The organism is Actinocrinis sp. (assembly GCF_035650855.1).
Lineage (GTDB): Bacteria > Actinomycetota > Actinomycetes > Streptomycetales > Catenulisporaceae > Actinocrinis.
This window is the reverse complement of the sequence record NZ_DASRGV010000340.1, coordinates 1-21,332: the sequence shown is the minus strand read 5'-3', so window position 1 is coordinate 21,332 and position 21,332 is coordinate 1. Positions and strand designations below refer to the sequence as shown.

At 70.5% G+C, this 21,332-nt stretch carries 22 protein-coding genes and 1 pseudogene; 7 read left to right on the top strand and 16 right to left on the bottom strand.

Annotation, left to right across the window (positions count from 1 at the left end):
- The 7 genes and pseudogenes from VFB40_RS24100 to VFB40_RS24070 all read right to left on the bottom strand — a co-directional run.
- A pseudogene (locus tag VFB40_RS24100) lies at positions 1-411 on the bottom strand (hypothetical protein); the annotation flags it as partial.
- A 114-nt stretch (positions 412-525) separates the two neighbouring features.
- Positions 526-1,614 (bottom strand): NAD(+)/NADH kinase, encoded by a 1,089-nt coding sequence (locus tag VFB40_RS24095; RefSeq protein WP_324854451.1) that lies wholly within the window; start codon positions 1,612-1,614, stop codon positions 526-528.
- Positions 1,615-1,688: 74 nt separating this feature from the next.
- Entirely contained in the window at positions 1,689-3,257 is a 1,569-nt protein-coding gene (locus VFB40_RS24090; RefSeq protein WP_324854449.1) for a GntT/GntP/DsdX family permease, read from the bottom strand.
- A complete protein-coding gene (locus VFB40_RS24085) occupies positions 3,254-3,859 on the bottom strand; it encodes a gluconokinase (RefSeq protein WP_324854447.1) in 606 nt (201 codons plus the stop codon). Before VFB40_RS24085 ends, VFB40_RS24090 begins: the two co-directional genes overlap by 4 nt.
- 92 nt (positions 3,860-3,951) lie before the next feature.
- The gene (locus VFB40_RS24080) at positions 3,952-4,653 is read right to left on the bottom strand and encodes a response regulator (RefSeq protein WP_324854445.1); all 702 of its coding nucleotides are present in this window, start codon (positions 4,651-4,653) and stop codon (positions 3,952-3,954) included.
- 28 nt (positions 4,654-4,681) lie between these two features.
- On the bottom strand, positions 4,682-5,872 hold the full coding sequence (locus VFB40_RS24075) for a sensor histidine kinase (protein ID WP_324854443.1): 1,191 nt from the start codon (positions 5,870-5,872) through the stop codon (positions 4,682-4,684).
- 35 nt (positions 5,873-5,907) lie between these two features.
- Positions 5,908-6,486, bottom strand: a complete 579-nt coding sequence (locus VFB40_RS24070; RefSeq protein ID WP_324854441.1) for a hypothetical protein — start codon at positions 6,484-6,486, stop codon at positions 5,908-5,910.
- 276 nt (positions 6,487-6,762) lie between these two features.
- On the opposite strand from VFB40_RS24070, the gene VFB40_RS24065 reads away from it, so the two are divergent.
- Positions 6,763-7,326 carry a hypothetical protein gene (locus VFB40_RS24065; protein WP_324854439.1) on the top strand — a complete coding sequence of 188 codons (564 nt, stop codon included), beginning with the start codon at positions 6,763-6,765 and terminating at the stop codon, positions 7,324-7,326.
- A gap of 67 nt (positions 7,327-7,393) precedes the next feature.
- Here VFB40_RS24065 and VFB40_RS24060 read toward each other — a convergent pair whose 3' ends face one another.
- From VFB40_RS24060 to VFB40_RS24050, 3 genes are all read right to left on the bottom strand, one after another.
- Positions 7,394-8,287, bottom strand: a complete 894-nt coding sequence (locus tag VFB40_RS24060; protein ID WP_324854437.1) for a MerR family transcriptional regulator — start codon at positions 8,285-8,287, stop codon at positions 7,394-7,396.
- Positions 8,288-8,404: 117 nt separating this feature from the next.
- Complete coding sequence (locus tag VFB40_RS24055; protein ID WP_324854435.1) at positions 8,405-9,247, bottom strand: alpha/beta fold hydrolase; 843 nt, start codon at positions 9,245-9,247, stop codon at positions 8,405-8,407.
- A 152-nt stretch (positions 9,248-9,399) separates the two neighbouring features.
- The gene (locus VFB40_RS24050; RefSeq protein WP_324854433.1) at positions 9,400-9,972 is read right to left on the bottom strand and encodes a TetR/AcrR family transcriptional regulator; all 573 of its coding nucleotides are present in this window, start codon (positions 9,970-9,972) and stop codon (positions 9,400-9,402) included.
- A 123-nt stretch (positions 9,973-10,095) separates the two neighbouring features.
- Here VFB40_RS24050 and VFB40_RS24045 point away from each other — a divergent pair, with 123 nt between their 5' ends.
- The gene (locus VFB40_RS24045; protein WP_324854431.1) at positions 10,096-11,148 is read left to right on the top strand and encodes an aldo/keto reductase; all 1,053 of its coding nucleotides are present in this window, start codon (positions 10,096-10,098) and stop codon (positions 11,146-11,148) included.
- 19 nt (positions 11,149-11,167) lie between these two features.
- Here the strand turns inward: VFB40_RS24045 and VFB40_RS24040 are convergent, their stop codons facing one another.
- A complete protein-coding gene (locus VFB40_RS24040; RefSeq protein ID WP_324854429.1) occupies positions 11,168-11,368 on the bottom strand; it encodes a hypothetical protein in 201 nt (66 codons plus the stop codon).
- Between the two features lie 450 nt (positions 11,369-11,818).
- Between VFB40_RS24040 and VFB40_RS24035 the strand changes: the two genes are divergently transcribed.
- A complete protein-coding gene (locus VFB40_RS24035) occupies positions 11,819-12,838 on the top strand; it encodes an alcohol dehydrogenase catalytic domain-containing protein (RefSeq protein WP_324854427.1) in 1,020 nt (339 codons plus the stop codon).
- Positions 12,839-12,867: 29 nt separating this feature from the next.
- Here VFB40_RS24035 and VFB40_RS24030 read toward each other — a convergent pair whose 3' ends face one another.
- Positions 12,868-13,761, bottom strand: a complete 894-nt coding sequence (locus VFB40_RS24030) for a patatin-like phospholipase family protein (RefSeq protein WP_324854425.1) — start codon at positions 13,759-13,761, stop codon at positions 12,868-12,870.
- A gap of 529 nt (positions 13,762-14,290) precedes the next feature.
- Positions 14,291-15,058, bottom strand: a complete 768-nt coding sequence (locus VFB40_RS24025) for a class I SAM-dependent methyltransferase (protein WP_324854423.1) — start codon at positions 15,056-15,058, stop codon at positions 14,291-14,293.
- 142 nt (positions 15,059-15,200) lie between these two features.
- Between VFB40_RS24025 and VFB40_RS24020 the strand changes: the two genes are divergently transcribed.
- Entirely contained in the window at positions 15,201-16,943 is a 1,743-nt protein-coding gene (locus tag VFB40_RS24020; RefSeq protein ID WP_324854421.1) for an ABC transporter transmembrane domain-containing protein, read from the top strand.
- Between the two features lie 8 nt (positions 16,944-16,951).
- Positions 16,952-18,682 carry an ABC transporter ATP-binding protein gene (locus tag VFB40_RS24015; RefSeq protein WP_349261618.1) on the top strand — a complete coding sequence of 577 codons (1,731 nt, stop codon included), beginning with the start codon at positions 16,952-16,954 and terminating at the stop codon, positions 18,680-18,682.
- Positions 18,683-18,705: 23 nt separating this feature from the next.
- Here the strand turns inward: VFB40_RS24015 and VFB40_RS24010 are convergent, their stop codons facing one another.
- Complete coding sequence (locus tag VFB40_RS24010) at positions 18,706-19,521, bottom strand: COG4705 family protein (RefSeq protein ID WP_324854417.1); 816 nt, start codon at positions 19,519-19,521, stop codon at positions 18,706-18,708.
- A gap of 237 nt (positions 19,522-19,758) precedes the next feature.
- Positions 19,759-20,133, bottom strand: a complete 375-nt coding sequence (locus VFB40_RS24005; protein WP_324854415.1) for a COG4705 family protein — start codon at positions 20,131-20,133, stop codon at positions 19,759-19,761.
- A gap of 130 nt (positions 20,134-20,263) precedes the next feature.
- Here VFB40_RS24005 and VFB40_RS24000 point away from each other — a divergent pair, with 130 nt between their 5' ends.
- Positions 20,264-20,587: an ArsR/SmtB family transcription factor gene (locus VFB40_RS24000; protein ID WP_324854413.1), complete on the top strand. Its 324-nt coding sequence runs from the start codon at positions 20,264-20,266 to the stop codon at positions 20,585-20,587.
- The gene (locus tag VFB40_RS23995; RefSeq protein WP_324854411.1) at positions 20,584-21,066 is read left to right on the top strand and encodes an SRPBCC family protein; all 483 of its coding nucleotides are present in this window, start codon (positions 20,584-20,586) and stop codon (positions 21,064-21,066) included. The genes VFB40_RS24000 and VFB40_RS23995 overlap by 4 nt, the downstream gene beginning before the upstream one ends.
- Before the next feature lie 40 nt (positions 21,067-21,106).
- On the opposite strand, the gene VFB40_RS23990 is transcribed toward VFB40_RS23995, so the two are convergent.
- Positions 21,107-21,332 (bottom strand): transcriptional regulator (locus VFB40_RS23990; protein WP_324854409.1); only part of this gene is annotated, 226 nt, incomplete at its 5' end.

Below are 21,332 nucleotides of genomic sequence, written 5' to 3'. Positions count from 1 at the left end.
CGTGCCGAACGCGGAGAGATACCGCTCGCCCGGGAACGAGGCGGGCAGCCCGTAGAGCGGGAAGTCGGCGCGGCGAAAGTGCCGCTCCTCCTCCACGCGCATCCGTTTCACGCCCTTGCGCGGATAGAACATCAGCAGCAGCTCGGTGCGCAGCGACCAGCGCTGCGCCCGCAATCCCCGCCAGTACCGCGGGATCAGGAACGCCACCAACCACAGCGCCACCGCCCCGATCAGCGGCCACCAGGGAAAGCCGGATATCAGCCAGCCCACTGTCCCGAGCACCGCACCGAGCACCGCGGGAAGCAGCCATACCACCGCGTACAGCGCCCACGGCGTCAGCAGCCCCGTCTTGCCGTGCCCTGCGCTGTCGCCAGTGCCGCCCGCTATCGCGCCGCCTGATCCCTCGACCATCACAGCCCCCTGCCGCCGCCTCCAGTGTGCGCCACTCGTCGCGCCCAAGGCGTGAGTCATGTGCACCGGAGAGCGTCGGCGGCCGCCGTGCTGTCCGGTGTGGCGCGCGCCGGATCACAGCAGCGGCGAGAACGGGGCTGCAGTGTCTGGGGCGGTGAGCACCGAGAGGTGGGCGAGGTCACCGGGCGGCGGCTTGGTCACGGACCACAGCGGCGCGGGCGATCCGTCGGCGACCGCAGCCGGGGCGTCGGTCAGGTTCATCCGCTCGCGCAGCCGGCCGTAGAAGTCCATCGGTGAAAGCCGTACCGCGCGCAGCCGGCGCGGCGCGGCGTACACCCCGATCCAGTCGCCGGGGCTGAGCACGCCGCGCAGCTGGCCGTCGATGCTGACGGCAGCGCTTCCGGAGCGTTCGAGCACGCGCAGTCCGATCGGTTCGTCGGGCGCGGTGACCACGGAGCGGTTGAACGCCATGTGCGGGGCGACCGGTGTGAAGACGAGTGCCTCCGCGCGGGGCGAGACGACGGGGCCGCCGGCGGCGAAGCTGTAGGCCGTCGAGCCCGTGGGCGTGGCGACCAGCAGCGCGTCGGCCGAGTAGGAGGCGAGCAGGCGGCCGGAGACGTAGACCCCGACCGAGACCTGGCGGTCCCTGGCCAGCTTCTCCAGGACCACATCGTTGAGCGCGGTGACGTCCAGCGGGATGCCCCAGCCGTCGTCCACGTCGATCTCGCAGTCAGAACGGACTTTTGGTGGCGGCAGCAGCGGTCCGCGGCCGTACTTCGCCCACACTTCCATGTCCTGCGGCACCTCAAGCCGGCGCGAGGCACGCACCGTCAGCAGCATGCGGCTATCGATGCGCAGCCGGTTCTCGCGTACCGCGTCCAGTGCGCTGCGTACCGCAGAGACGGGCACCTCAGTGAGGAAGCCGACCCGGCCTACGTCGATACCGAGGACCAGCGCGTCGTTGGCCGCCGCGAGCCGCGCGCCACGCAGGAAGGTGCCGTCGCCGCCGAGGGTCACGATCAGGTCCGGATCGCCCGCGGCCTCGACCTCCTCGCGGGCGTTGCGCCGGGCGCGCTCGTGCCACACGTCGATGTCCGTGCACGTCACCTCGTGTTGTGCGCACCACGCGTGCACAAGGCGAGCAGCGTCGGCCGCCTCTGGCCGCCCGCCGTGCACCACCAGGCCGAGCCGATTGACCGTCATCTGCGCCTCCTACAGCACTGGGTCAAGGCGACCGTATGCCACAGCGGCCATCCGCCGCTCGGCGCGACGCGGCGTCAATGCACGGCGGTGCCCAGCGCCAGGATCACGACGATGGACACGCTCGACAGGATCGTCTCCATCACCGACCAGGACGCCAGGGTCTGCTTGACGTCCATCCCGAAGAACTCCTTGACCAGCCAGAATCCGGCGTCGTTCACGTGCGAGAAGAACAGCGAGCCGGAGCCGATGGCCAGGGCGAGCAGCGGCGCGCTCACGTGCGGGGAGCTGGCGGCGATCGGCGCGATGATGCCGGCCGCGGTGACGGTGGCCACCGTCGCCGAACCGGTGGCCAGCCGGATCGCCACGGCGACCAGCCAGGCGAGCAGCAGCAGCGAGAGGTGCGAGCCGTGTGCCGCCTTGCCGATCGAGTCGGCGATCCCGGTCTGCACGAGCATCTGCTTGAACCCGCCGCCCGCGCCGATGATCAGCAGGATCCCGGCGATCGGCGCGAGCGACTCGCTCAGCGAGACACCCGAGCGAGCGCGGCCGAGCCGGAAGACCAGCAGGGCGACCGCCACCGCGATGGCCATGGCGATGATCGGGTCGCCGATGAAGTCCGCGACCTTGATCGCCTCGCTCTTCGCGGCGGCCGTCAGGTCCACGACCGTGCGCGCGAGCATGATGACGACCGGCAGCAGGATGACCGCGAGAGTCGTCGCGACGGACGGACCGGCGACAGAGACGGCGTCGGTGATGTCCGTGTCAGTGTTGGCATTGCGCCGCTCGACCGCGGCCGCCTCGACAGGTTCATCCGTTGTGGCGGTCGCCGCCGCCGTGCGCGTCGTGGCGGTCGCGCCCGCGGCCGCGGACGTCTGGCCTGTGGTGCCGGGACCCGTCGAGGTCAGCCCGGCAGGCCGCGCCGTCGGCTTCGGCGCGCCCGCCGCATACTGCTCGGCGAGCCGGGCCGGCGGATCGGGGACGATCCGGCGGGAGATGAAGCCGCCGAACACCGGTCCGGCCAGGATCGCGGTCGGGATCGCGACGATGACGCCGAGCAGCAGCGTCGTGCCGAGGTCGGCGTGCAGCGCGGAGATCGCGATCAGCGGCCCGGGGTGCGGCGGGATCAGGCCGTGCAGGATGGACAGGCCCGCGAGCGCCGGGATGCCGACGCGCAGGATCGAGCCGCCGGTGCGCCGCCACACCAGGTACACGATCGGGACCAGCAGCACCAGGCCGACCTCGAAGAACATCGGAATGCCGATGATCATCGCGGCGAGCGCCATCGACCACGGCATCCAGCGCGGCCCGGTGTGGCCGACCAGGGCGTTGACGAGCCGCTGCGCTCCGTTCGAGTCCACCAGCAGCCGCCCGAGCATCGCGCCGAGCGCCACGATGACGCCGACCCCGCCGAGCACGCCGCCGACGCCGGTCTCGAACGTCGGCAGGATCTTGGAGACCGGCACCCCGGCGCTGAAGGCCACCAGCAGCGTGCCGGCGATCAGGGCCAGGAACGGGTGCACCTTGGCCACCGCGGTCAGCAGCACGACCAGCGCTATCCCGCCCAAGGCGCACAGCACCAGCCGGGTATCGGAACTCGTCCACGCGCTGGTTGCGGCCGGGGCCGCAGAAAGCAGGGGATTCATGCGGTCAGCCCTTCGATAAGGCGTTCAACGATGTCCTCGGGCGTCGCGGTCACGTCGACCAAGACCGCGTGCTCCTCGGGATCGGGGCGTTGCAGGTCGCGGAACTGGGAAGCGAGCAGCTGCGCGGGGAAGAAGTGGCCCGAACGCGTGGCCAGGCGGCCGCCGACGATCCGCCGGTCGGCGTCGAGGTAGATCAGACGCACGTTCGGGCGCCCTTTGCGCAGCTTGTCGCGGTAGGCCCGCTTGAGCGCCGAGCAGGTGACGACTGCGGGCCGGCCCGCGCGGGTCGTCTCGTCGATCCAGGCTCCGATCGCCTCGAGCCACGGCTCGCGGTCGGCGTCGTCCAGCGGGTGACCGGCCGCCATCTTGGCGATGTTGTGCTCTGGGTGGAAAGCGTCCGCCTCCGCGTATGTCCAGCCAAGACGCCCCGCCAGCAGGGAGCCGATGGTCGTCTTGCCGCTGCCGGACACCCCGGTGATCAGCAGAACGGGCGGCCCGTCCGCATCGCCACCGCCCTCCTCCCGGCCGGGCGCGGGCTGCGGCTCGGATGTGGGCGGTTCGGATATGGGCGACTCGGATGTGGGCGGCGTCGGCGGTGGCATCAGTTCATACCTCCGGTCTGTGGTGACCTGGGTCCGAACTGCGAGTGCCCCCTCACGGAGTTGTGACGCAGCGGCGCGGCAACGCGGGCGCGCTAACTGATGCGGTGCCGGTGGGCGTAGCCGATGGCGGCGGCGCGGTCACGCGCGCCGGTCTTGGCGAAGATCCGGTTGATGTGCGTCTTGACCGTGTGGTTGCTCAAGAACAGCCGGGCGGCGATCTCGGGATTGGTCAGGCCTTGCGCGATCAGCGCCAGGATTTCCGCCTCGCGCTGGGTCAGTCCGTCGGGGAGCGCTCTGCCCTCGGTCGGCGGTTGGCCGGGGCCCGGCCGATCTCCCGCATCGGACGACGTGGCGGGCGGCGACGCGGCGGCCATCAGCGCAGCGTGGGCGCGAGGGTCGAAAACGGCCAGGCCACCGGCGGCGGCGCGCAGTGCGTGCGCGATCTCGGTGCGGTCGGCGTCCTTGGTCAGATAGCTGCGCGCTCCCGCACGTAGGGCGTCGAGAACCGAGGTGTCGTCGAGATAGGTCGTTAACACAACGATGGCGACATCAGGGTGCTCGCAGGTGAGCCGGCGGGTGGTCTCGATGCCGTCGAGCACCGGCATGTGCAGGTCGAGCAGGATCGCGTCCGGCTTGTGCTCGGCGACCCGGTCGAGCGCCTGCTGCCCGTCCGCGGCGGATGCGACGACCTCGATGTCCGGTAACGCGCCGAGCAGGAGGACAAGACCCTCCCGGACACTGGCCTGGTCGTCGGCGATGACGATGCGCAGCGGTGCGCCGGGAGTTGCGGTCATGAGCGCGGGCCGCGCGGTCCTGGGCCGGTCATCGGGCTGCTTTCTGGGGTTGGGCGGTGTCGAGCGGCAGGTCTGCGGTCACGACCCACCGCTTCTCCTGCGGCCCCGCTTCCAGGGAGCCGCGCAGGAGCCGGAGCCGTTCCCGCATGCCGGTGAGACCATAGCCGCCGTCAATGGTCTGCGGCGCGCGCGAATCGCCAGCCACGGGCGCGCCGTGGGCCAAGTCGTTCCCAACGGTCAGTCGTACGTGCTGATCCGCGTAGTCCAGGTGCATTTCGATGGCCTCGCCGGGGGCGTGTTTGGCGGCGTTGATCAGCGCCTCCTGCGCGGTACGCAGGAGGGCGACGGTCGTGTCGGGCGGCAGCGTGCTCGGCGTGCCCGCCGCGGTGAAGTGAGTAGGGATCCGGTATTGCGCGGCGTGCGCTTCAGCGGCGCGGGCCAGCTCCTCATGCAGCGGCCGCGTGTCGGTGCGCAGCGCGTGTACCGCGCGGCGGGTCTCCACTAGGCCGTCCGAGGCCATGCGTTGCGCGGTGGCCAGAGTTTCAAGCGCGTGATCGACGTCATGCTGGTCGGTGAGCAGGGCGCGTGCGGCTTGGATCTGAATGCTCAACGCACCCAGCGAGTGTGCGAGCACGTCGTGGATCTCACGCGCGATGCGGGCACGCTCGTCCAGCACGTCCGCACGCCGCTGCTCGGCGCGCAGCTGCTCGTGCTGGGCCAGCAGCATCGCGGACTGTTCTGCCTGGATGCGGTAGGCGGCGCGGTTGCGTCCGAACAGCAGCCCGACCACGATCAGCAGCGGGTAGCCGAGCAGCGAGCCGATGCCGTCGTTGAACAGGATCCCGCCGATCTCCAGAGTCAGCAGCGCGAGTGCGCCGATCGCCAGCGCTGCGGTGAGGCTGAGTTCGCTGCCCGCGGTGAGCAGGGCCACGGCGGCGAAAGCGATCACGCTGTCGCCGGCTCCCCCGGCGGACGCGCCCAGCGTCGCGGCCGCGGCCATCAGTCCGACGGCCGCGATCAGGGCCCTGCCGCCGAGCCGGGCCGCCCCCGCGGGGTAAAGCTCGACGAGCGCCCAGACCGCTGCGGCAACGCACACCAGTGCGTAGGCGACAGTCTGGGTTGGCAGCGCGCCGGGCCGGGAGGGCGGGCTGTGGAACGTCAGCACACCCACGATCGCCAGTCCGATCGTGCGGACCAGCCACGCGGCCGCTCTCAACATGAGCTCAGTATCCCCGCTCAGCCGATTCACCCGGGTCAAGACCGCCGCCACGGCTGGTAACGGGCGTCCTCGGGTGCGGACTGCGGCACGCTGCGATTGCGGTCGCGGTCGAACGTGGAGGCCATGAACGAACTGCCATCCTTCTCGGGCGCGAACGGCACGCCTATCGCGAGCGCCCGCAGCGCGATCACAGCAGCCTGCGACAACCGGTTGACGCCGAGGCTGAACAGCAGCGTGGACGAGGAGGCGGCCACGTGCGCGTGCATGGCGCCTGCCAGTGCCACGGCCGCGACGCGCCAGGCGACCAGCGCGCCCCACAGCCACAGTCCGCGCACCGGCAGCTGCGCCCACAGGTAACCGTCGCGCGATTCGAGCCGCATCACCACCCCGAAGCCCACACCGATGACCGACGCCCCGATCGCGCCGATCACGAGACAGGTCACGTCGGCCGGTTGCAGATGGCCGCCGCTGCCGCGCAAGTCACTGAAGCCGATCGCGGTGAGGATCGCCGGCAGCACGACCGTGCGCTTGCCGCGCAACGGCTCGCCCTGGATCTGCCGGAAGATGACGAACCCGATGATGCCGATCACGGCGAGGATCTCCAGCGCGGACACGGCGCGCTCCCTTCGTCTTCGCTTCCGCCCAGCGGCGGGACGGCCGGTTGGCCGACTACAGCGACGCTAGGTTTCCGGGCGGTATGGGCACGTCGGCCCGAAGGTGGAGTCCCGGTATGACGCGGTATGAGATTCGCGTGCTGGACGTAGTACCGCGTGGTACCTACCGGCGCGGCCGGGTCATGCCGAAGGCCAAACCGCGGGCCGATCCGCCGATCGTCCTCACCGGCGAGCGTGGGATGCGTCAACACCGAACCGCATCCCGAGGAGCAAGCCATGTTCTCCGAACTCACCCAAGCCGAGATCATCAACGGCGCCGTCCTGGTCGCCACGCTGCACAGTGACCTCGGCACGCACCGCAAGATCGGCGCGATGCGCCTGCTGCGTCCGGCCCTCGTCGCCGCGTCGGTCGTCCCGCTGTTCATCGGCCCGCTGGTCACCCACGGAACCGGTCTCGCGGTGGAGCTCGCCGGGGCAGCGGCCGGTCTGCTCGGCGGGCTGCTCGCGCTCGCTCTGACCCGCGTGTATCGCAGTCCGCGGACCGGAAAGGCGGTCACGCACGCCACTTGGGGCTATGCGCTGCTATGGACCGTCGTCGTCGGTGCCCGCGCCGCCTTCTCCTACGGGTCAGCGCACTGGTTCCCGATCCAGCTGGCACAGTGGTGTCAGAGCCATCAGGTCACCGCCGCGGCCATCACCAATGGTCTGATCTTCATGGCGGTCGCCATGCTGCTGACCCGCACCGCGGGTCTGGCCGTCCGGGCCGCGGCGCTGCCCCAGGCGTCGCGCGAAGCGCAGGACACGCTGATCGCTTCGGCGAGCTTCGGCCCGTCCCGGTAGCGAAGGCAGCCAGCGAGTGTGGCCTCCCGCAGCCGGGCGAGTTCCGACTATCACTCAGCGATGGGTGTCACCAGTAGCGGGGCTGGCCGGGAATGGTCTCCAGGTCCGCGTAGACCAGATCGCGGTCTTCGTCCTCGGCGATGTCCTCGGCCGCCGCGAGGGCCTGGTCGGTGGCGGCGCGGGCCTGGTCGGCGTCGCCGGCGACCGCGTGCGCACGGGCGAGAGCCTCGTAGGCGAAGGCGAGGTCCCAGTCGCCGATCTTGTTCTCGGTGCACAGATCCAGGACCCGGCGCGCGTGGTGCAGCGCCGGCTCCGGGCGGCCGAGCACGGCGTACACGCGGGAGACCTGCCACTCGCCGCGAGCCAGGTTGGCGGGTGTCGCGGTGGGCGCCTGACCCCAGTGGTACCGGGAGGCGTGGGCAGTGTGGATCATGCGGTCGTCGTCCTCGCGGGTGCGCTGCTCCATCTCGAGCAGCCGCCAGGTCTCGTTGAACAGCTGGGCGGCCAGCATCCGCTCGTCGGTGACGGTTCCGGTGCCCGGCGAGCTCTGCGCGGTGGCCGGGGCGGAGGGTGCTGTCTGCTCGGTCATGGCGGGTTCGATTCCTTCCTTGAGCAGGTGATCGATGCGGTGCAGGGCGCCGCGCAGGCGCGTGACGCGGGCGTCCAGGTGGCGCCGGTGCTCGGTGAGCAGATGGTCGAGGGCTGCGTTGTCGCCCTGCTTCCACGCGGCGACGCCGGCGCGCACCCGCTCCAGCGGCAGTTCCAGGGATCGCAAGAGTCCGACGAGCGCCGCCTCGGCGACCTGGTCAGGGTGGTAACGCCGGTATCCGCTGGCCGCGTCCACGGCCGCCGGGCGCAGCAGCCCGATGCGGTCGTAGTGCCGCAGTGCCTTCGCGCTCAGGCCGCTGCGCCGGGCCATGCGCCCGATCGTCAGCAGTTCGTCCGGCGGATCTTGCCTCATGCCGGCCACGCTACGACCTTGCCCCGCGGCAAGCTCAAGGCGAAACGCGCCGCGGCGCGGCCGCTCGGCCGTCCTGCGGTCACTGCCCGCACGCGAACCACAAGATCGACAAAGTGATCAGTCGAGGAATGGGCGGACGGCGGCGGCGAAGCCGGCAGCGTCGTCGACCCAGGGGAAATGCGCGGCTGTCTCTTGCACCGCGACGCTCGCATGGGGAAGCAGCGCGGCCGCCTGGCGCACCATCGTGGGGGTGACCATCGAGTCCAGTCTTCCCGCGAGCAGCAGAACCGGTGCGGTCAGATTCTTCAGCGCCGCCTGGGTGGCCGTCGGATCGAGGAGGATGCCCGCGCCGTATCCCTCACGGGCCGCCTGGTAGCGCTCGGCGACCCCGACGCTCGCGTGCGCGCGGGCCGCGGCGTCCCAGCGTCGGTAGAACAGCGGCCGGGACGCATCGAAGGTCTCCCTCGACAGCTCCCCACCCAGAATCCGGTCCAGTGCGGCCCGCGCATCCGGGTACCAAGGCTCGCCGGACAACCGTGCGAGCACGAGGTCGAACTGGTCCTCGCGGGGATAAACGCCGAGCGCCGCGAGGCCGGGGGTGACCAGGATCAGCCTGGAGAGGCGCTCCGGGTAGGTGGCCGCGTACAGCGTGGCGAGGATGCCGCCGGCGGAGTGCGCGAGCAGGCCCATCTGCTCCACGCCGAGATGGCGCCGGAGCGCCTCGACGTCCTCCACCAGCCGGTCGGCGCGCAACGTCGCCGGATCCACGGGATCGGCCGACAGCCCGACGCCCCGCGGATCGAGCAGGACCAGACGCCGCTGCGCATCCAAGCCGCCGAGGTCACCGAGGTACTCCCCCGCCCGGCCTGGACCACCCGGAAGACACACCAGTGGTTGTCCGCTGCCCAGCACGCGATAGCCGAGCCGAGTTCCGTCGTAGGACGTGAAGCTGTACGTCATCTCAGCCTTCCGATCGGAACGTATACCTCCACAACGGATCGCTCTGCCGCGAGGTTCGCGCCGTTCACGATGCCTCAACGGTGAATACGACGTCGGGTTACAGACCTGCGGCTCTAGAACCATGGGTCATAGATCCGCAAGTTGGCGATGCGTCAGGGACGCAGGCCGGTGATCGCCAGCTCCATCAGCCGGTCGGCTTGCGCTGTCCCGGACGCGTCGGTGCCGACGCGCCACAAGAAGCTCATCAGCATCAGTACATCGTCCGGGTCCAGGTCAGGGCGCAGGCTGCCGTCTTCGGCACAAGCACGCAGCAGTTGACCGACCGCCCCCACGATCGGCGCATAGACCTGGTTGACCACGGCCTGTGCCGCCGCGGTGTGCAGTGCGTCGCCAAGGCCGTGCTTGATCCGCACGTACGCGGCGAGCGTGTGAAACCAGCGGCGGAAGGCCTCCAGCGGCGGGTGCTCGGCGAGCAGCTTCGGCACCTCGTCGGCCACGCGGAACACTTCCTGCTGGTAGACCGCGAGGATCAGCGCCTCGCGGGTGGGGAAATGCCGGTAGAGCGTGCCCGGCCCCACCCCCGCCTGCTTCGCGATCGTGTTGAGCGAGACGGCCCCGTCCGCGGCGAATGCGTCGCGCGCCACCCGCAGGATGTGCTCGCGGTTCTTGAGCGCGTCGGCGCGGGTCGACTCGCCCTGCGGCCGAACCCGGTCCGTCTCGGCCATGGCGTTCCCCTCTTCCGTCGGTAGCAAGCTGGAGCGTAGCCGGATTGCTAACCGGAGAACTCTCCGCTAAGGTCCGAAGGGAAGCGGAGAACTCTCCGATTACCTTCGACTCTAGGAGCTCCCATGCAGTACATCAAGCTGGGCCACACCGGCCTCGACGTCTCTCCGATCGCGATCGGCGCGATGACCTACGGCGATCCGCAGCGCGGCCACCCGGCCTGGTCGCTCGGCGAGGAGGAGTCCCGGGCGCTGATCAAGCACGCCGTGGCGGCCGGGATCAACTTCTTCGACACCGCGAACCTGTACTCGTTCGGCTCGAGCGAGGAGATCTTGGGCCGGGCCCTGAAAGACTTCGCCAACCGCGACGACGTCGTGATCGCGACCAAGCTGCGCCACCCGATGCGCAGCGGCCCCAACAGCGCGGGACTCTCGCGCAAGGCGATCATGACCGAGGTCGAGCACAGCCTGCGCCGCCTCGGCACCGACTACATCGACCTCTACCAGATCCACCGCAACGACCCGGCCACGCCGCTCGAGGAGACGCTCGAGGCCCTTAACGACCTGGTAAAGGCAGGAAAGGTGCGCTACCTGGGCGCCTCGTCGATGAAGGCGTGGGAGTTCGCCAAGGCGCTGCACCTGCAGCGGCGCAACGGCTGGGCGCGGTTCGTCTCGATGCAGAACCACTACAACCTGCTCGCGCGGGAAGAAGAGCGCGAAATGATCCCGCTGTGCCTCGATGAGGGAGTCGGCACGATCGTGTGGAGCCCGCTGGCGCGCGGCCGGCTCGCGCGCGCGTGGGACCAGGCAAAGGCGACATCCCGGTCCGAGACCGACGGCTGGTACGCCGACCTGCTCTACAGCCCGCTGACCGAGACGGCCGACCGCGCAACGATCGACGCCGTGGGCCGCATCGCGGACGAACACGGCGTCAAGCGCGCGCAGATCGCCCTGGCGTGGCTGCGCTCCAAGCCGGTCGTCGTCGCGCCTTTGATCGGAGCCAACACGACTCAGCAGATTGACGACGCGGTCGCCTCGCTCGAGATCGAGCTGACCGACGCGGACGTCTCCGCGCTCGAAGCGCACTACACGCCGCGCTACGACCTCCAGGGCCTGTCCGACGAGCGCGAATTGCAGGCGATCCGCGCCCGCGTCGCGCAGATGACGCCGGCCGCCTGAGCTTGCCCTCTCTTCTCGCTCACGGACGCCCCTCAGCGTTCGACGCGGCGTGCCGGCGGCGCTGCGTCTGAGCGAACCGGATCCGTTCGCGCGCCTGCTCGACGGTGTAGTCGATCCGTTTGAGCGCGGGATGCTCGACTGCGAGCCTGATGAGACGATCGGCGCCGGCATCGTCCCCGAGGAAGGACCCGAACACGGCCGCCAATTCCAAGCGGGGCACGACATTCCAGATTCCAGGGTTGGAGCCGAAGCCGCTTGAACTCGGTGTCTGCCTGCATGCCCCGTTCGAGGAATGCCACGGCGTTGGGCCTCGACCATCGCGTACAAGTCCTGCGGTGTCGCACAAATCTGCCGCAGCTGACGCAGACCGGAGGCGACGGCCCCGAGTGCGATCTCCTCCTGCGCCAGGTCGCTGTCGGCGCCGGTGAGTTCGAAGTGGCCGCGACGGTCACCTCGGAGATCGCTCCCGCCCGCACGCACAACCCACGTCTGAGCCTGCGACGAGAAGGCGCTCAGTCCGGGGATGCCCAGATCGAAACGGCTAGTCGCTTGATCGCCGGGTTCACTCCGCCTCCGGGAAGCACAAACCAGTCAGGGCTTTCAACGAGTACGGTACGACGCGGCGCGCACGGGTATGCCCACACCATCCCGACCGGATAGGAGAGCCCTGATGCCGCCAGTTCGCAGCGTGCTCGTGGACGCACCGTCAAGCAGCCTTCGGCTCGGCGAACGCGAGCTGCCCGATCCGGGACCTGGCGAGGTGTGCGTCACGGTCGAGGCTTGTGGGATCTGCCACAGCGACAACGCGTTCGTCGCGGGGCTCATGCCGGATTTGACCTTCCCGGTCACCCCAGGCCACGAGATCGCCGGGCGTATCAGCGCGCTCGGTGCCGGCGTGCGCGGGTGGCAGGTCGGGGACCGGGTCGCGGTCGGATGGTTCGGCGGGTACTGCACCCATTGCACATCCTGCCGCCGCGGCGACTTCGTGCACTGCGAATACGCGCAGATCCCGGGCTGGTCCTATCCCGGCGGATACGCGCACGCCGTGGTGGTGCCCGCGACCGGCCTGGCCCGCATCCCGGACGGCATGAGCGCGGTCCAGGCGGCGCCGATGGCCTGCGCGGGCGTCACGGTCTTCGGCGCGCTGCGCGCCGGCGGGGCCCGGCCCGGCGACGTGGTCGCGGTCGTCGGCCTCGGCGGGCTCGGCCACCTGGCCGTGCAGTTCGCGGCCAAATCAGGCTTCGACACGGTGGCGATCGCCCGCGGTCCCGGCAAGGCCGAGTTCGCGACGCGGCTCGGCGCGCGACGCTACCTCGACTCGACGCACCAGGACGTCGCCGCCGAACTGCGCCGGATCGGCGGCGCGAAGCTGGTGCTGGCCACCGCCGCCGACTCGGCCGCCATGGCCCGCGCCGTCGACGGCCTCGCCCCCAACGGCCGGCTCGCGGTCGTCGGCATCTCCTTCGAGCCGATGCAGATCAGCCCCCTGCAACTGATCACCCCGGCCCGCACCGTCTACGGCCACCCCGCCGGCGCACCCATCGACGTCGAGGACACCATGGCCTTCGCCGCGCTCACCGGCGTAAGCGCCATGGTCCAGGAGATGCCCCTGGAAGAGGCCGAGCAGGCTTTCCAGCGGATGATGGCCAACGAGGCGCGCTTTCGCATCGTCCTTACAACCGGGGCGTAGAACGGCGCGCGAGCGTACCGTCGCGGGTGTCAGCGCCAGAATTCGGCGAGCTGCGCGGCAAGGGCTTTGCCCTGGTTGTAGCCGGCTCGGGCGGCAGGCGGGCGCGTCGCGGGATCCATCTGATTGGCGCCGAAAGCGAATATTTCGCGGGCGTCGTTGTCCGGGAAGACGGTTTCCACTTTGCTGCCGCGTGCGCGTAGTTCGTCGACGTGTGCCGCGAGATGCATGCCCCACTCCAGCGGGGCCCGTGTTCTGCCGCTGAACGGGGAGAGCACCAGCACCCGTGCGCATCCGGCTGCCAGATCGGCGTTCTCATTGGATCGGTAGCCGCCGTCGATGTACCGGCTCTCGCCGATGGCGTGAGGAGGGGCGCCGGGACCGGCACAGCTGGCGGTGACGGCGTCCACCAGGTCGACTCCGCTGCCACGGTCGAACACGGCCGGTTCACCGGTGTGGGCATCGACAGCCACGATGAGCATCGCGCGTTGCGGCCATTCCCGGCCGGGCAGCCGAGCGGCGACAATGGCACGGCGTTGCGTTAGCGCTGAGATATCCGACTCGGCGTGCATTTCGAGCGCAGCCGCACCCAATCTGCGTCGCATGTCAGCCGGATCCTGCGCGGCGGCGATGATGGCGCTCGTTTCCTCCAGGAGGCCTGTCATCGGCGCATGAGGAGCACGTCCACCGGCTGATGTGACCGGCGCGGTCCGTGGCTGGGGCGGGGCGAGAACGGCGGCGAGCAGTTCAGCCGGTGAGGTCCCGCTGCCTATTTGAGCCGCGGCGGTTGCTCCGGCGGACGTCCCGATGATCAGATCAGCGTCGGTTACGTCCAGCCCCGCATCGAACAGGCCGCCGACGACGCCGATCTCCCACGCGTTGCCGGCTGCTCCGCCACCACCGAGGACCAGTGCTCGTTCGCTCACGGCCGGGCAATTTACGCAGCCTCGACGCCGACGGCAACGGGTTTTCCCGGGCTCACCTCGAAGGCGACCGCTCCGACCGCGTCGACGGTATTCGGGCAGCGTAAGGACGCCGACGTCCGCGATGTGCGCGTCGCCCCACGGGTACATGCTCGCTGCGGTAACCAGGCGGTCCTGCGCGAAGGCGCCGAACACCGCCCAGTGGTCAAGCTCGACGTAAGCCTCGTCGAGTTCCTGCTACGGGGCCTCGGACTGGAACTGGGCGAACAGCTCCGCGTCGGTTTCCGAGAGCTGCCGGACATCGGGGCGCGGCTCATCGGCCAGCAGCGCGTCCAGATCGGCGCGCGCGAAGTAGAACAGGTTGTCCGGCGCGTGCAGTGTGACGCCGGCTTTGCTCAGGGCGCGACGCAGGTCCGCCTCGTTTTGCGGCGGCTCGGCCAGCTCCCACGTGCGGCAGTCTCCAGCGCTCGCCGCGCGCGGACAACCGAATTACCGAGGCGCCCCCGGCCCTCGGCCTACCCCACGCTTGCGCTCAGCGACTCAGCCGGGCCTTCCAGATCTCATCGCTGGGCCACTGGTGCGCCCAGGCTGCGGGGACCTCCGGATAGTCGCGACGCGCGGGCTCAGGGGCCTGGACCTCGATCAGATCGTCGACGATGAACCCGCACGAACGCAGCAGCCGCAGCATCTCGCCATGCGCGATGGTGAACTCCACGTTCGTGTCGTCCCCGTGCCCGCGCATCCCGAACTGTGCACGCAACAGGGTCGGGCCGACCGGCCCGTCCACCGGGCTGCACAGCGCGAACAGCGGCGAGCGCCTGACGAAGGCCAGCCGCCCGCCCGGCCTGAGCACCCGCGCGGCCTGCGGGATCCACCGGTGCGGATCACACCACAGCGAGGCGCCGAACTCGCTGACCGCGAAGCCGAAGCTCGCATCGCGCAGCGGCAGGCGCTCCGCGTCGGCGAGCACGAGCGGGAAGTCGATGCCGAACTCCCGCTGCATCTTGCGCGCAGTGGCCAACTGCTCCCGCGAGATGTCGACCCCGACAGGTCGCGCACCGGCGCGGGCCAGGCGCGCGCTCACGTACGCGGTACCGCAGCCGAGCTCGACCGCGTCCATTCCGGCGATGTCATCGGGGAGCAATCTCGCCTGCGACTCCGGGACGCTCCACAGGCCCCAGGCCGGTTCGGTCTGGCGCCACTGGTCGCGAGCCAGCGGCCCGTGCCAACCCGATGCCCGCTCATCCCAATGCCGCCGGTTCAACACGACATGGTCGGACGCGCCCTCTGCAGTAGCCACGGCGCCATTAGACCCGGGCGGTACATCCCAGCCAACTGTTTATCGGCCTCCCAGGGCCGGGAATCCACCGCCCTGAGCGACCCGCGACCGTGTAGGGCACGCCGGGCGCAGTGCGCACGCCGCTGGTCGATAAGGTCGCGGCATGGTCGACCACGACGCTGAGCGCATCGCTGACCGATTCGCCGACGCGCGCCCCCGGGATCTGCGCGGTCCGCTGCGTTTCCTGGTCTGGCTGATCGCCGGGCAGAAGTGGCGGGTGGTACGCGCGTCGTTGATCGGAAGCGCGTGGATGGTCGGTTTGGCCGCGCCGCCGTACCTGCTCTCGCGGGCGATCGACAAGGGTCTGCGATCGGGGGACACCGGGGCGTTGGTGGCGTGGGTCCTGGCGTTGGTGGCTGTCTGCGTGGCGAACGCGGCGTTGGGCGGATTGCGGCACGCCACCATGACGAAGATCCGCACATATTCCGCCTATCAGATCGGCCTCTCGACCGTGCGCCACTCGACGCGGCTGGGGGCCGCGCTCGGTCCGAAGTCCTCCTCCGGTGAGCTGGTCGCGATCGGGCTGCGCGATGTCCAGAACATCTCCACGGCGCTGACCGTCACCGGCCCCGGGGTCGGGTCGGCGGTGGCTTACGTGGTGGTCGCGGTGCTGCTGTTCGTCATCTCCCCGCTGCTCGCCGCCGTCGTGTTGGCGGGCGTGCCCGTGCTCGCCGTGACGATCGGACCGGTGCTGCACCGCACGCACGGCGCGATGGCTCCATATCGGGAGCAAAACAGAGTCCTCATCAACCAGCTGATCGACATCGTCACCGGTCTGCGCGTGCTCGGCGGCCTCGGCGGCAAGCAGAGCTTCCTCAGCCGTTACCGGGAGGATTCTGAAACGCTGGTCCACCTGGGCTACCGCGTCGGCGCGGCATCAAGCTGGACCGGAGCGCTGGGCTCCGGTCTGCCCACGCTCTTCCTCGCGGCGGTCACGTGGCTTGCCGCGCGGATGACCGCTGAGGGATCGATCACGGTCGGGCAGCTGATCGCCGTCTACGGCTACGTCGCGATGCTGGTAGTGCCGGTCTCCTTCTTCATCGAGGGCGCACAGCAGCTGACCGCGGCGACGGTCGCCGCACGCCGGGTGATCCGATTCCTGGCGCTGGAACCTGACCACGGCGCAGGCGCGCGGGAGCCTGACTCGCGACCCGGGGTGCTGTGCGATCCGGCCTCCGGGGTCGAGGTACCGCCAGGCGTGTTCGTCGCGCTGGTCAGCGCCAAGCCCGCAGAATGCGTCGAAGTCCTCGAACGCCTCGCCCGCTTCACCGCGTCCGATGCCACCTGGGGCGGAGTGCGCTTGGACGAAGTGGCGATCGCGCAGATCCGCTCACGCATCCTGCTCGCCGAGAACGACGCCGCCCTGTTCGCCGGGACCGTGCGCGATGCGGTGGCCGGGCGGCACGAAGCGCGGGAGCCAGCCCTCGGCGACGCGGTCAGTGCGGCGGTGGCGAGCGACATCGTCGACGCGTTGCCCGGCGGACTCGACTCGGCGCTCGACCCGCAGGCCCGCAATCTCTCCGGAGGCCAGCGGCAACGGCTGCGTCTCGCCCGCGCGCTGTACGCACAGCCCGAGGTGCTGCTGATGACCGAGCCGACCTCGGCCGTCGACGCGCACACCGAGGCGCTCATTGCGGCGCGGCTGCGCGAAGCGAGGCGGGGGCTGACGACCGTGGTCACCACGTCCTCCCCGCTCGTGCTCGACAAGGCCGATCTCGTGGTGCATCTGATCGGCGGGCACGTGGCCTCCACCGGCCCGCATCACGAGCTCTGGCTGTCGGATCCCGCCTATCGCGCGACGGTTTCGCGCGCTACCGCGACGCGGGACGAGGAGGCTGCGCAGTGAACCGCCGCATGCCTGTCGCCGACATCGCGCAAGTCAGAGCTGCGCTGCGCCGAGACGTGCGGGCTGATCGCCGCGCCTTCGCCGGAATGCTCGTCCTGAACGCGCTCGCCGCCCTCGTCGCCCTGGTCGGCCCGGCCTACCTCGGCCGGATCGTCGATGCGGTCACGGGCCCACATCCGTCGGTTTCCGCGGTGGACCGGGACGCGCTCGTCATCGTCGTGTTCGCACTCGCGCAGATCATTCTGTCCCGCTGGGCGCTGCTTGTCGGCGCGCGGTTCGGGGAACGCACTTCCGCCCGTATCAGGGAACGCATGGTTGAGCGCGCACTCGCCTTGCCGGCCTTCGTGGTCGAACACGCGACGACCGGCGACCTGGTCTCGCGCGGGACGAGCGATGCCGGGATGGTCGCGGCGACCCTGCGCGACGCCGCGCCGATCGTCTTCGTCTCGGCGGTGCAGGTGCTGCTCATCGCCGGGGCGGTGCTGGTCCTCAATCCGTTGCTGGGGATCTGCGCCCTGGCGTGCCTGGCCGGTGACGTATTCGTGCTGCGCTGGTATCTGCGCCGCTCCCGGCCCGCGTTCCTGGAGCAGAGTGTCGCAGGCGCGGCGATCACCGATGTCTTAGAAAGCACGGCGAGCGGCGCGCGCACCGTAGAGGCGCTCGGGCTGCAGCGGCGCCGGATCGAGGCGGCCGAGACCGCGTTCGCCGCTTCCATCAAGGCCCAGATGCGCTCGCTGCGGCTGCGCCTGGTCCTGTTCCCGACGGTCGATGCCTCCTATGTGCTGCCGCTGGCCGGGATCCTGCTGATCGGCGGCGCCCTGTACCGGCAGGGCGGGATTCCGCTCGGTTCGGTGGTCGCGTCCGCCGTCTATATGCGGCAGCTGATCGGGCCGTTGGACACCATCCTGCTGTGGGTGCAGACACTGCAGAACGCGGCCGTTTCGTACGCTCGGGTCGAGGGTCTGGCCGCCGCGCCGCAGGCGCCGGCACCCACCCGCGAGGTCCCGCGGGGCGACCGCGTCGAGGCCGCCGACGTTCGCTTCGCCTACACCGCCGAGCACGGCGACGTGCTGCGCGGAGTGAATCTGGTGGTCCAGCCGGGAGAGCGGTTGGCGATCGTCGGCGCGTCCGGCGCGGGCAAGTCGACGCTCGGCCGCCTGCTGGCCGGTATCGACCGTCCCAGTCAAGGCTCGGTCACCGTCGGCGGCGTGCCGATCGCGGACCTGCCGCCCGAGCGCCTGCGCCGTCAGGTGGTGCTGGTGACCCAGGAACACCACGTCTTCAACGACACCCTGCGCGGAAACCTGACGCTAGCCAAGCCGACAGCCACGGATGACGAAGTGCTGGCCGCACTGGCCGCCGTCGACGCGGGATGGATCGATGCGTTGCCGGAGGGCCTGGACACGACCGTCGCGGGCAACGGCCACCGTCTCGACGGCGCCCAGGCCCAGCAGGTCGCGCTCGCGCGCGTCGTGCTGGCCGACCCGCACACGGTGATCCTCGACGAGGCGACCGCCTTGCTCGACCCGGCCACCGCGCGCAAGGCCGAACAGGCGCTCGCGGCGGTGTTGGAAGGCCGCACCGTCATCGCGATCGCGCACCGTTTGCAGACCGCGCACGACGCCGACCGGGTCGCGGTGATGGACGCCGGGTCGGTCACCGAGCTCGGAACGCACGAGGAACTGGTGGCGCTAGGCGGAATCTACGCCAGCCTATGGCGATCCTGGCACGGTGACTGACCCTTATCGGTGTGCGCGGTTCCTTACCGCACGCCAGCGCCCTCGGGCTCCAGAACCGTCTCCGGCTGCTGCACGTCCGCGCCGGTGACCGCGAGGTAGGCGACCATGCCGAGGATCAGCGCGCCGAGAACCAGCACCACCGGGCCGTCGCCGAAGCCCATGCCGCTCGTGCTCTTGGACTTGCCAAGGCCGTCGGCCAGCGAGGCGCCGAGCGGGCGGGTGACCACGTAGGCGGCCCAGAACGAGAAGATCGCGTTCCAGCGCAGGAAGCGATAGCCGAGCGCGGGGATCAGGATCAGCCCGGCGAAGAGCGCGGCGGACGGGAAGTAACCCAGGTGCAGGTTGTACGCCGTGAAGTCGCCGAGCGCGGTGCCCATGGCGAAGGTCGCCACGACCGCGGCCCAGTAGAACGCCTCGCGCCGCGGAGTGTCCACGCTGTGGATCGAAAGGGTCCGCTCCGTCCTGCGCCAGCTGGCGAACACCGCGGCGAGCATGACCGCGTACAGCGTCGAGGAGACCGGGTAGGGCACGCCGAGCGCGACGTGCAGCACGTCCGCGGCCATGGTGCCGAACACGCCTACCATGACCACCGCGAACCAGTACGTCCACGCGCGGTACCTGGCCGTGCGGAACTGCAGGATCAGGGCTAGGACGAAGCCGGCGAAGCCGAGCACGACCGCCAGCTCAGGCGCCATCGCGTTGACGAGGTAGTCGGAGGTCGACTCGCCCATCGCCGTCGACAGGCCCTTGATGATCCAGAAGGCGGCGGTGATCTCGGGCACCCGCAGCGCGCCCGGAGTGGTCAGCCACGCGCTGGATGTCGTTCTCTCGTCTCGCACGGTCTCTCCTCGTGAGCCGGTCGGCTGCGATGGTCGGCAATTTCAGCGACGCGTGATGACGTCGACCAGTTCCTGAAGGTTTGCAAGTCGGCAGCGCGGACCGCGGCGGCGCGCGCGCCTCGAATATCAGCACCCTGTTCCAGTGCTGCGCGCGATCAGGCTCCCCTCCGACGATGCCGCATCTACATTACTGTAAAAGTGCTGCGGCTGGGCAGGAACCGGCGTCCTCAGCCGAACTCAGAGCACTGCGACCGCGATCCACGCCACGCCGGTTTGTCCGGTTCTTGAGTCATGCCTCGGCGGTCGCCGCGGCCGCAAGTGCGCCGTTGGGCCGCTGGGGCCGGCCGTGCGCCGGTCCACCGGAGCGGGCAGCAGCGCGGGAGCGCGGCGGCGCAACCGGCGGGTCTGGAACGCGACCGAGGCGACCAGCACGAGCGCGAGCGCCGCTGCTCCCCAGGCGGTGCCCCAACAGAGCCCGCCCGCGCCGACCGGTTTGGTGAGCGCGTCGCCGCCGGCCGCGCCGAGCGGACGGGTCAGCGCGAACGCGGGCCAGAACAGCACGGTCGCGTTCGCGGCGGTCAGGTAGTGCGCGCCTGCGAGCAGCAACAGCACCGCCGCGATCAGCAGGAACGCGCCGGCTGTGGCGAGGTAGCCGAGCCGCGCGGTGATGTCGCGCGCGCCGTCGTGACCGCGGCAGCCACGGGCTTGACACCGCCCTTCCGTTAGCCGAGACTAACCGTTAGTGGATACTAACCAAGCGGGAGACGGCTGGAGCGCGCTGGCGGACGGGACGCGGCGCGCGATCGTCGACCGCCTCGCGCAGCGGCCGCAGGCCGTGGGGCAGCTCGCCGAGCAGCTGCCGGTCAGCAGGTCGGCGGTCTCCCAGCACCTGAAGATCCTCAAGGACGCCGGCCTGGTCAGCGAGCAGGCGGTCGGCACCCGGCGGATCTACCGGCTCAACCCGGCGGCCGTGGCCGCGCTGCGGGACCAACTCGACACCTTCTGGCAGCGCGCGCTGACCAACTATGCGGAGGTCGCCGAGCAGGCACCAGAGGAGGACTCATGATCGGAAGCGAAGCCGCGGTCGTCCGCAGGCAGGTCGTCGTCGCCGCGCCCATCGACCAGGCGTTCACGGCATTCACCGCGCGCTTCGGCGAGTTCAAGCCGCCGGAGCACAACCTGCTCGAAGCGCCGATCGCCGAGACGGTCTTCGAGCCGCGCGTCGGCGGACACATCTACGACCGCGCGGCCGACGGCAGCGTGTGCCGCTGGGCCCGCATCCTGGCCTACGAACCGCCCCACCGCGTCGTGTTCAGCTGGGACATCGGCCCGACCTGGCAGATCGAAACCGATCCGGAGCTCACCAGCGAGGTCGAGGTCCGCTTCGCCGCCGAGGGCCCGAACAAGACCCGCGTCGAACTCGAACACCGCAACCTCGACCGGCACGGCCCCGGCTGGCAGTCCGTCGGCGACGGAGTCGGCGGCGACCAGGGCTGGCCGCTCTACCTCGCCCGCTACGCAGCGCTGCTCGAATCAGAGGTCTGACCGCGTCGCCGATCGGCCCGGCCGTGGACGCGGAGCGGGACTAGGACCGCTTGGGTGACGGCGTGGCCGGAAGCACCGAAGCGCCGGCGCCCGCGACGATCTGCTGGAGCGCCAGCACGTGCCGGTCGAAGGCGGTGCGGCCGGCCGCGGTCAGCCGGGCCGAGGTGCGCGGGCGCTTGCCGACGAAGGCCTTGCGGACCTCGACGTAGCCGGCGTCCTCGAGCGTGGTGAGCTGCTTGGACAGGGCCGAGTCGGACAGGCCGATG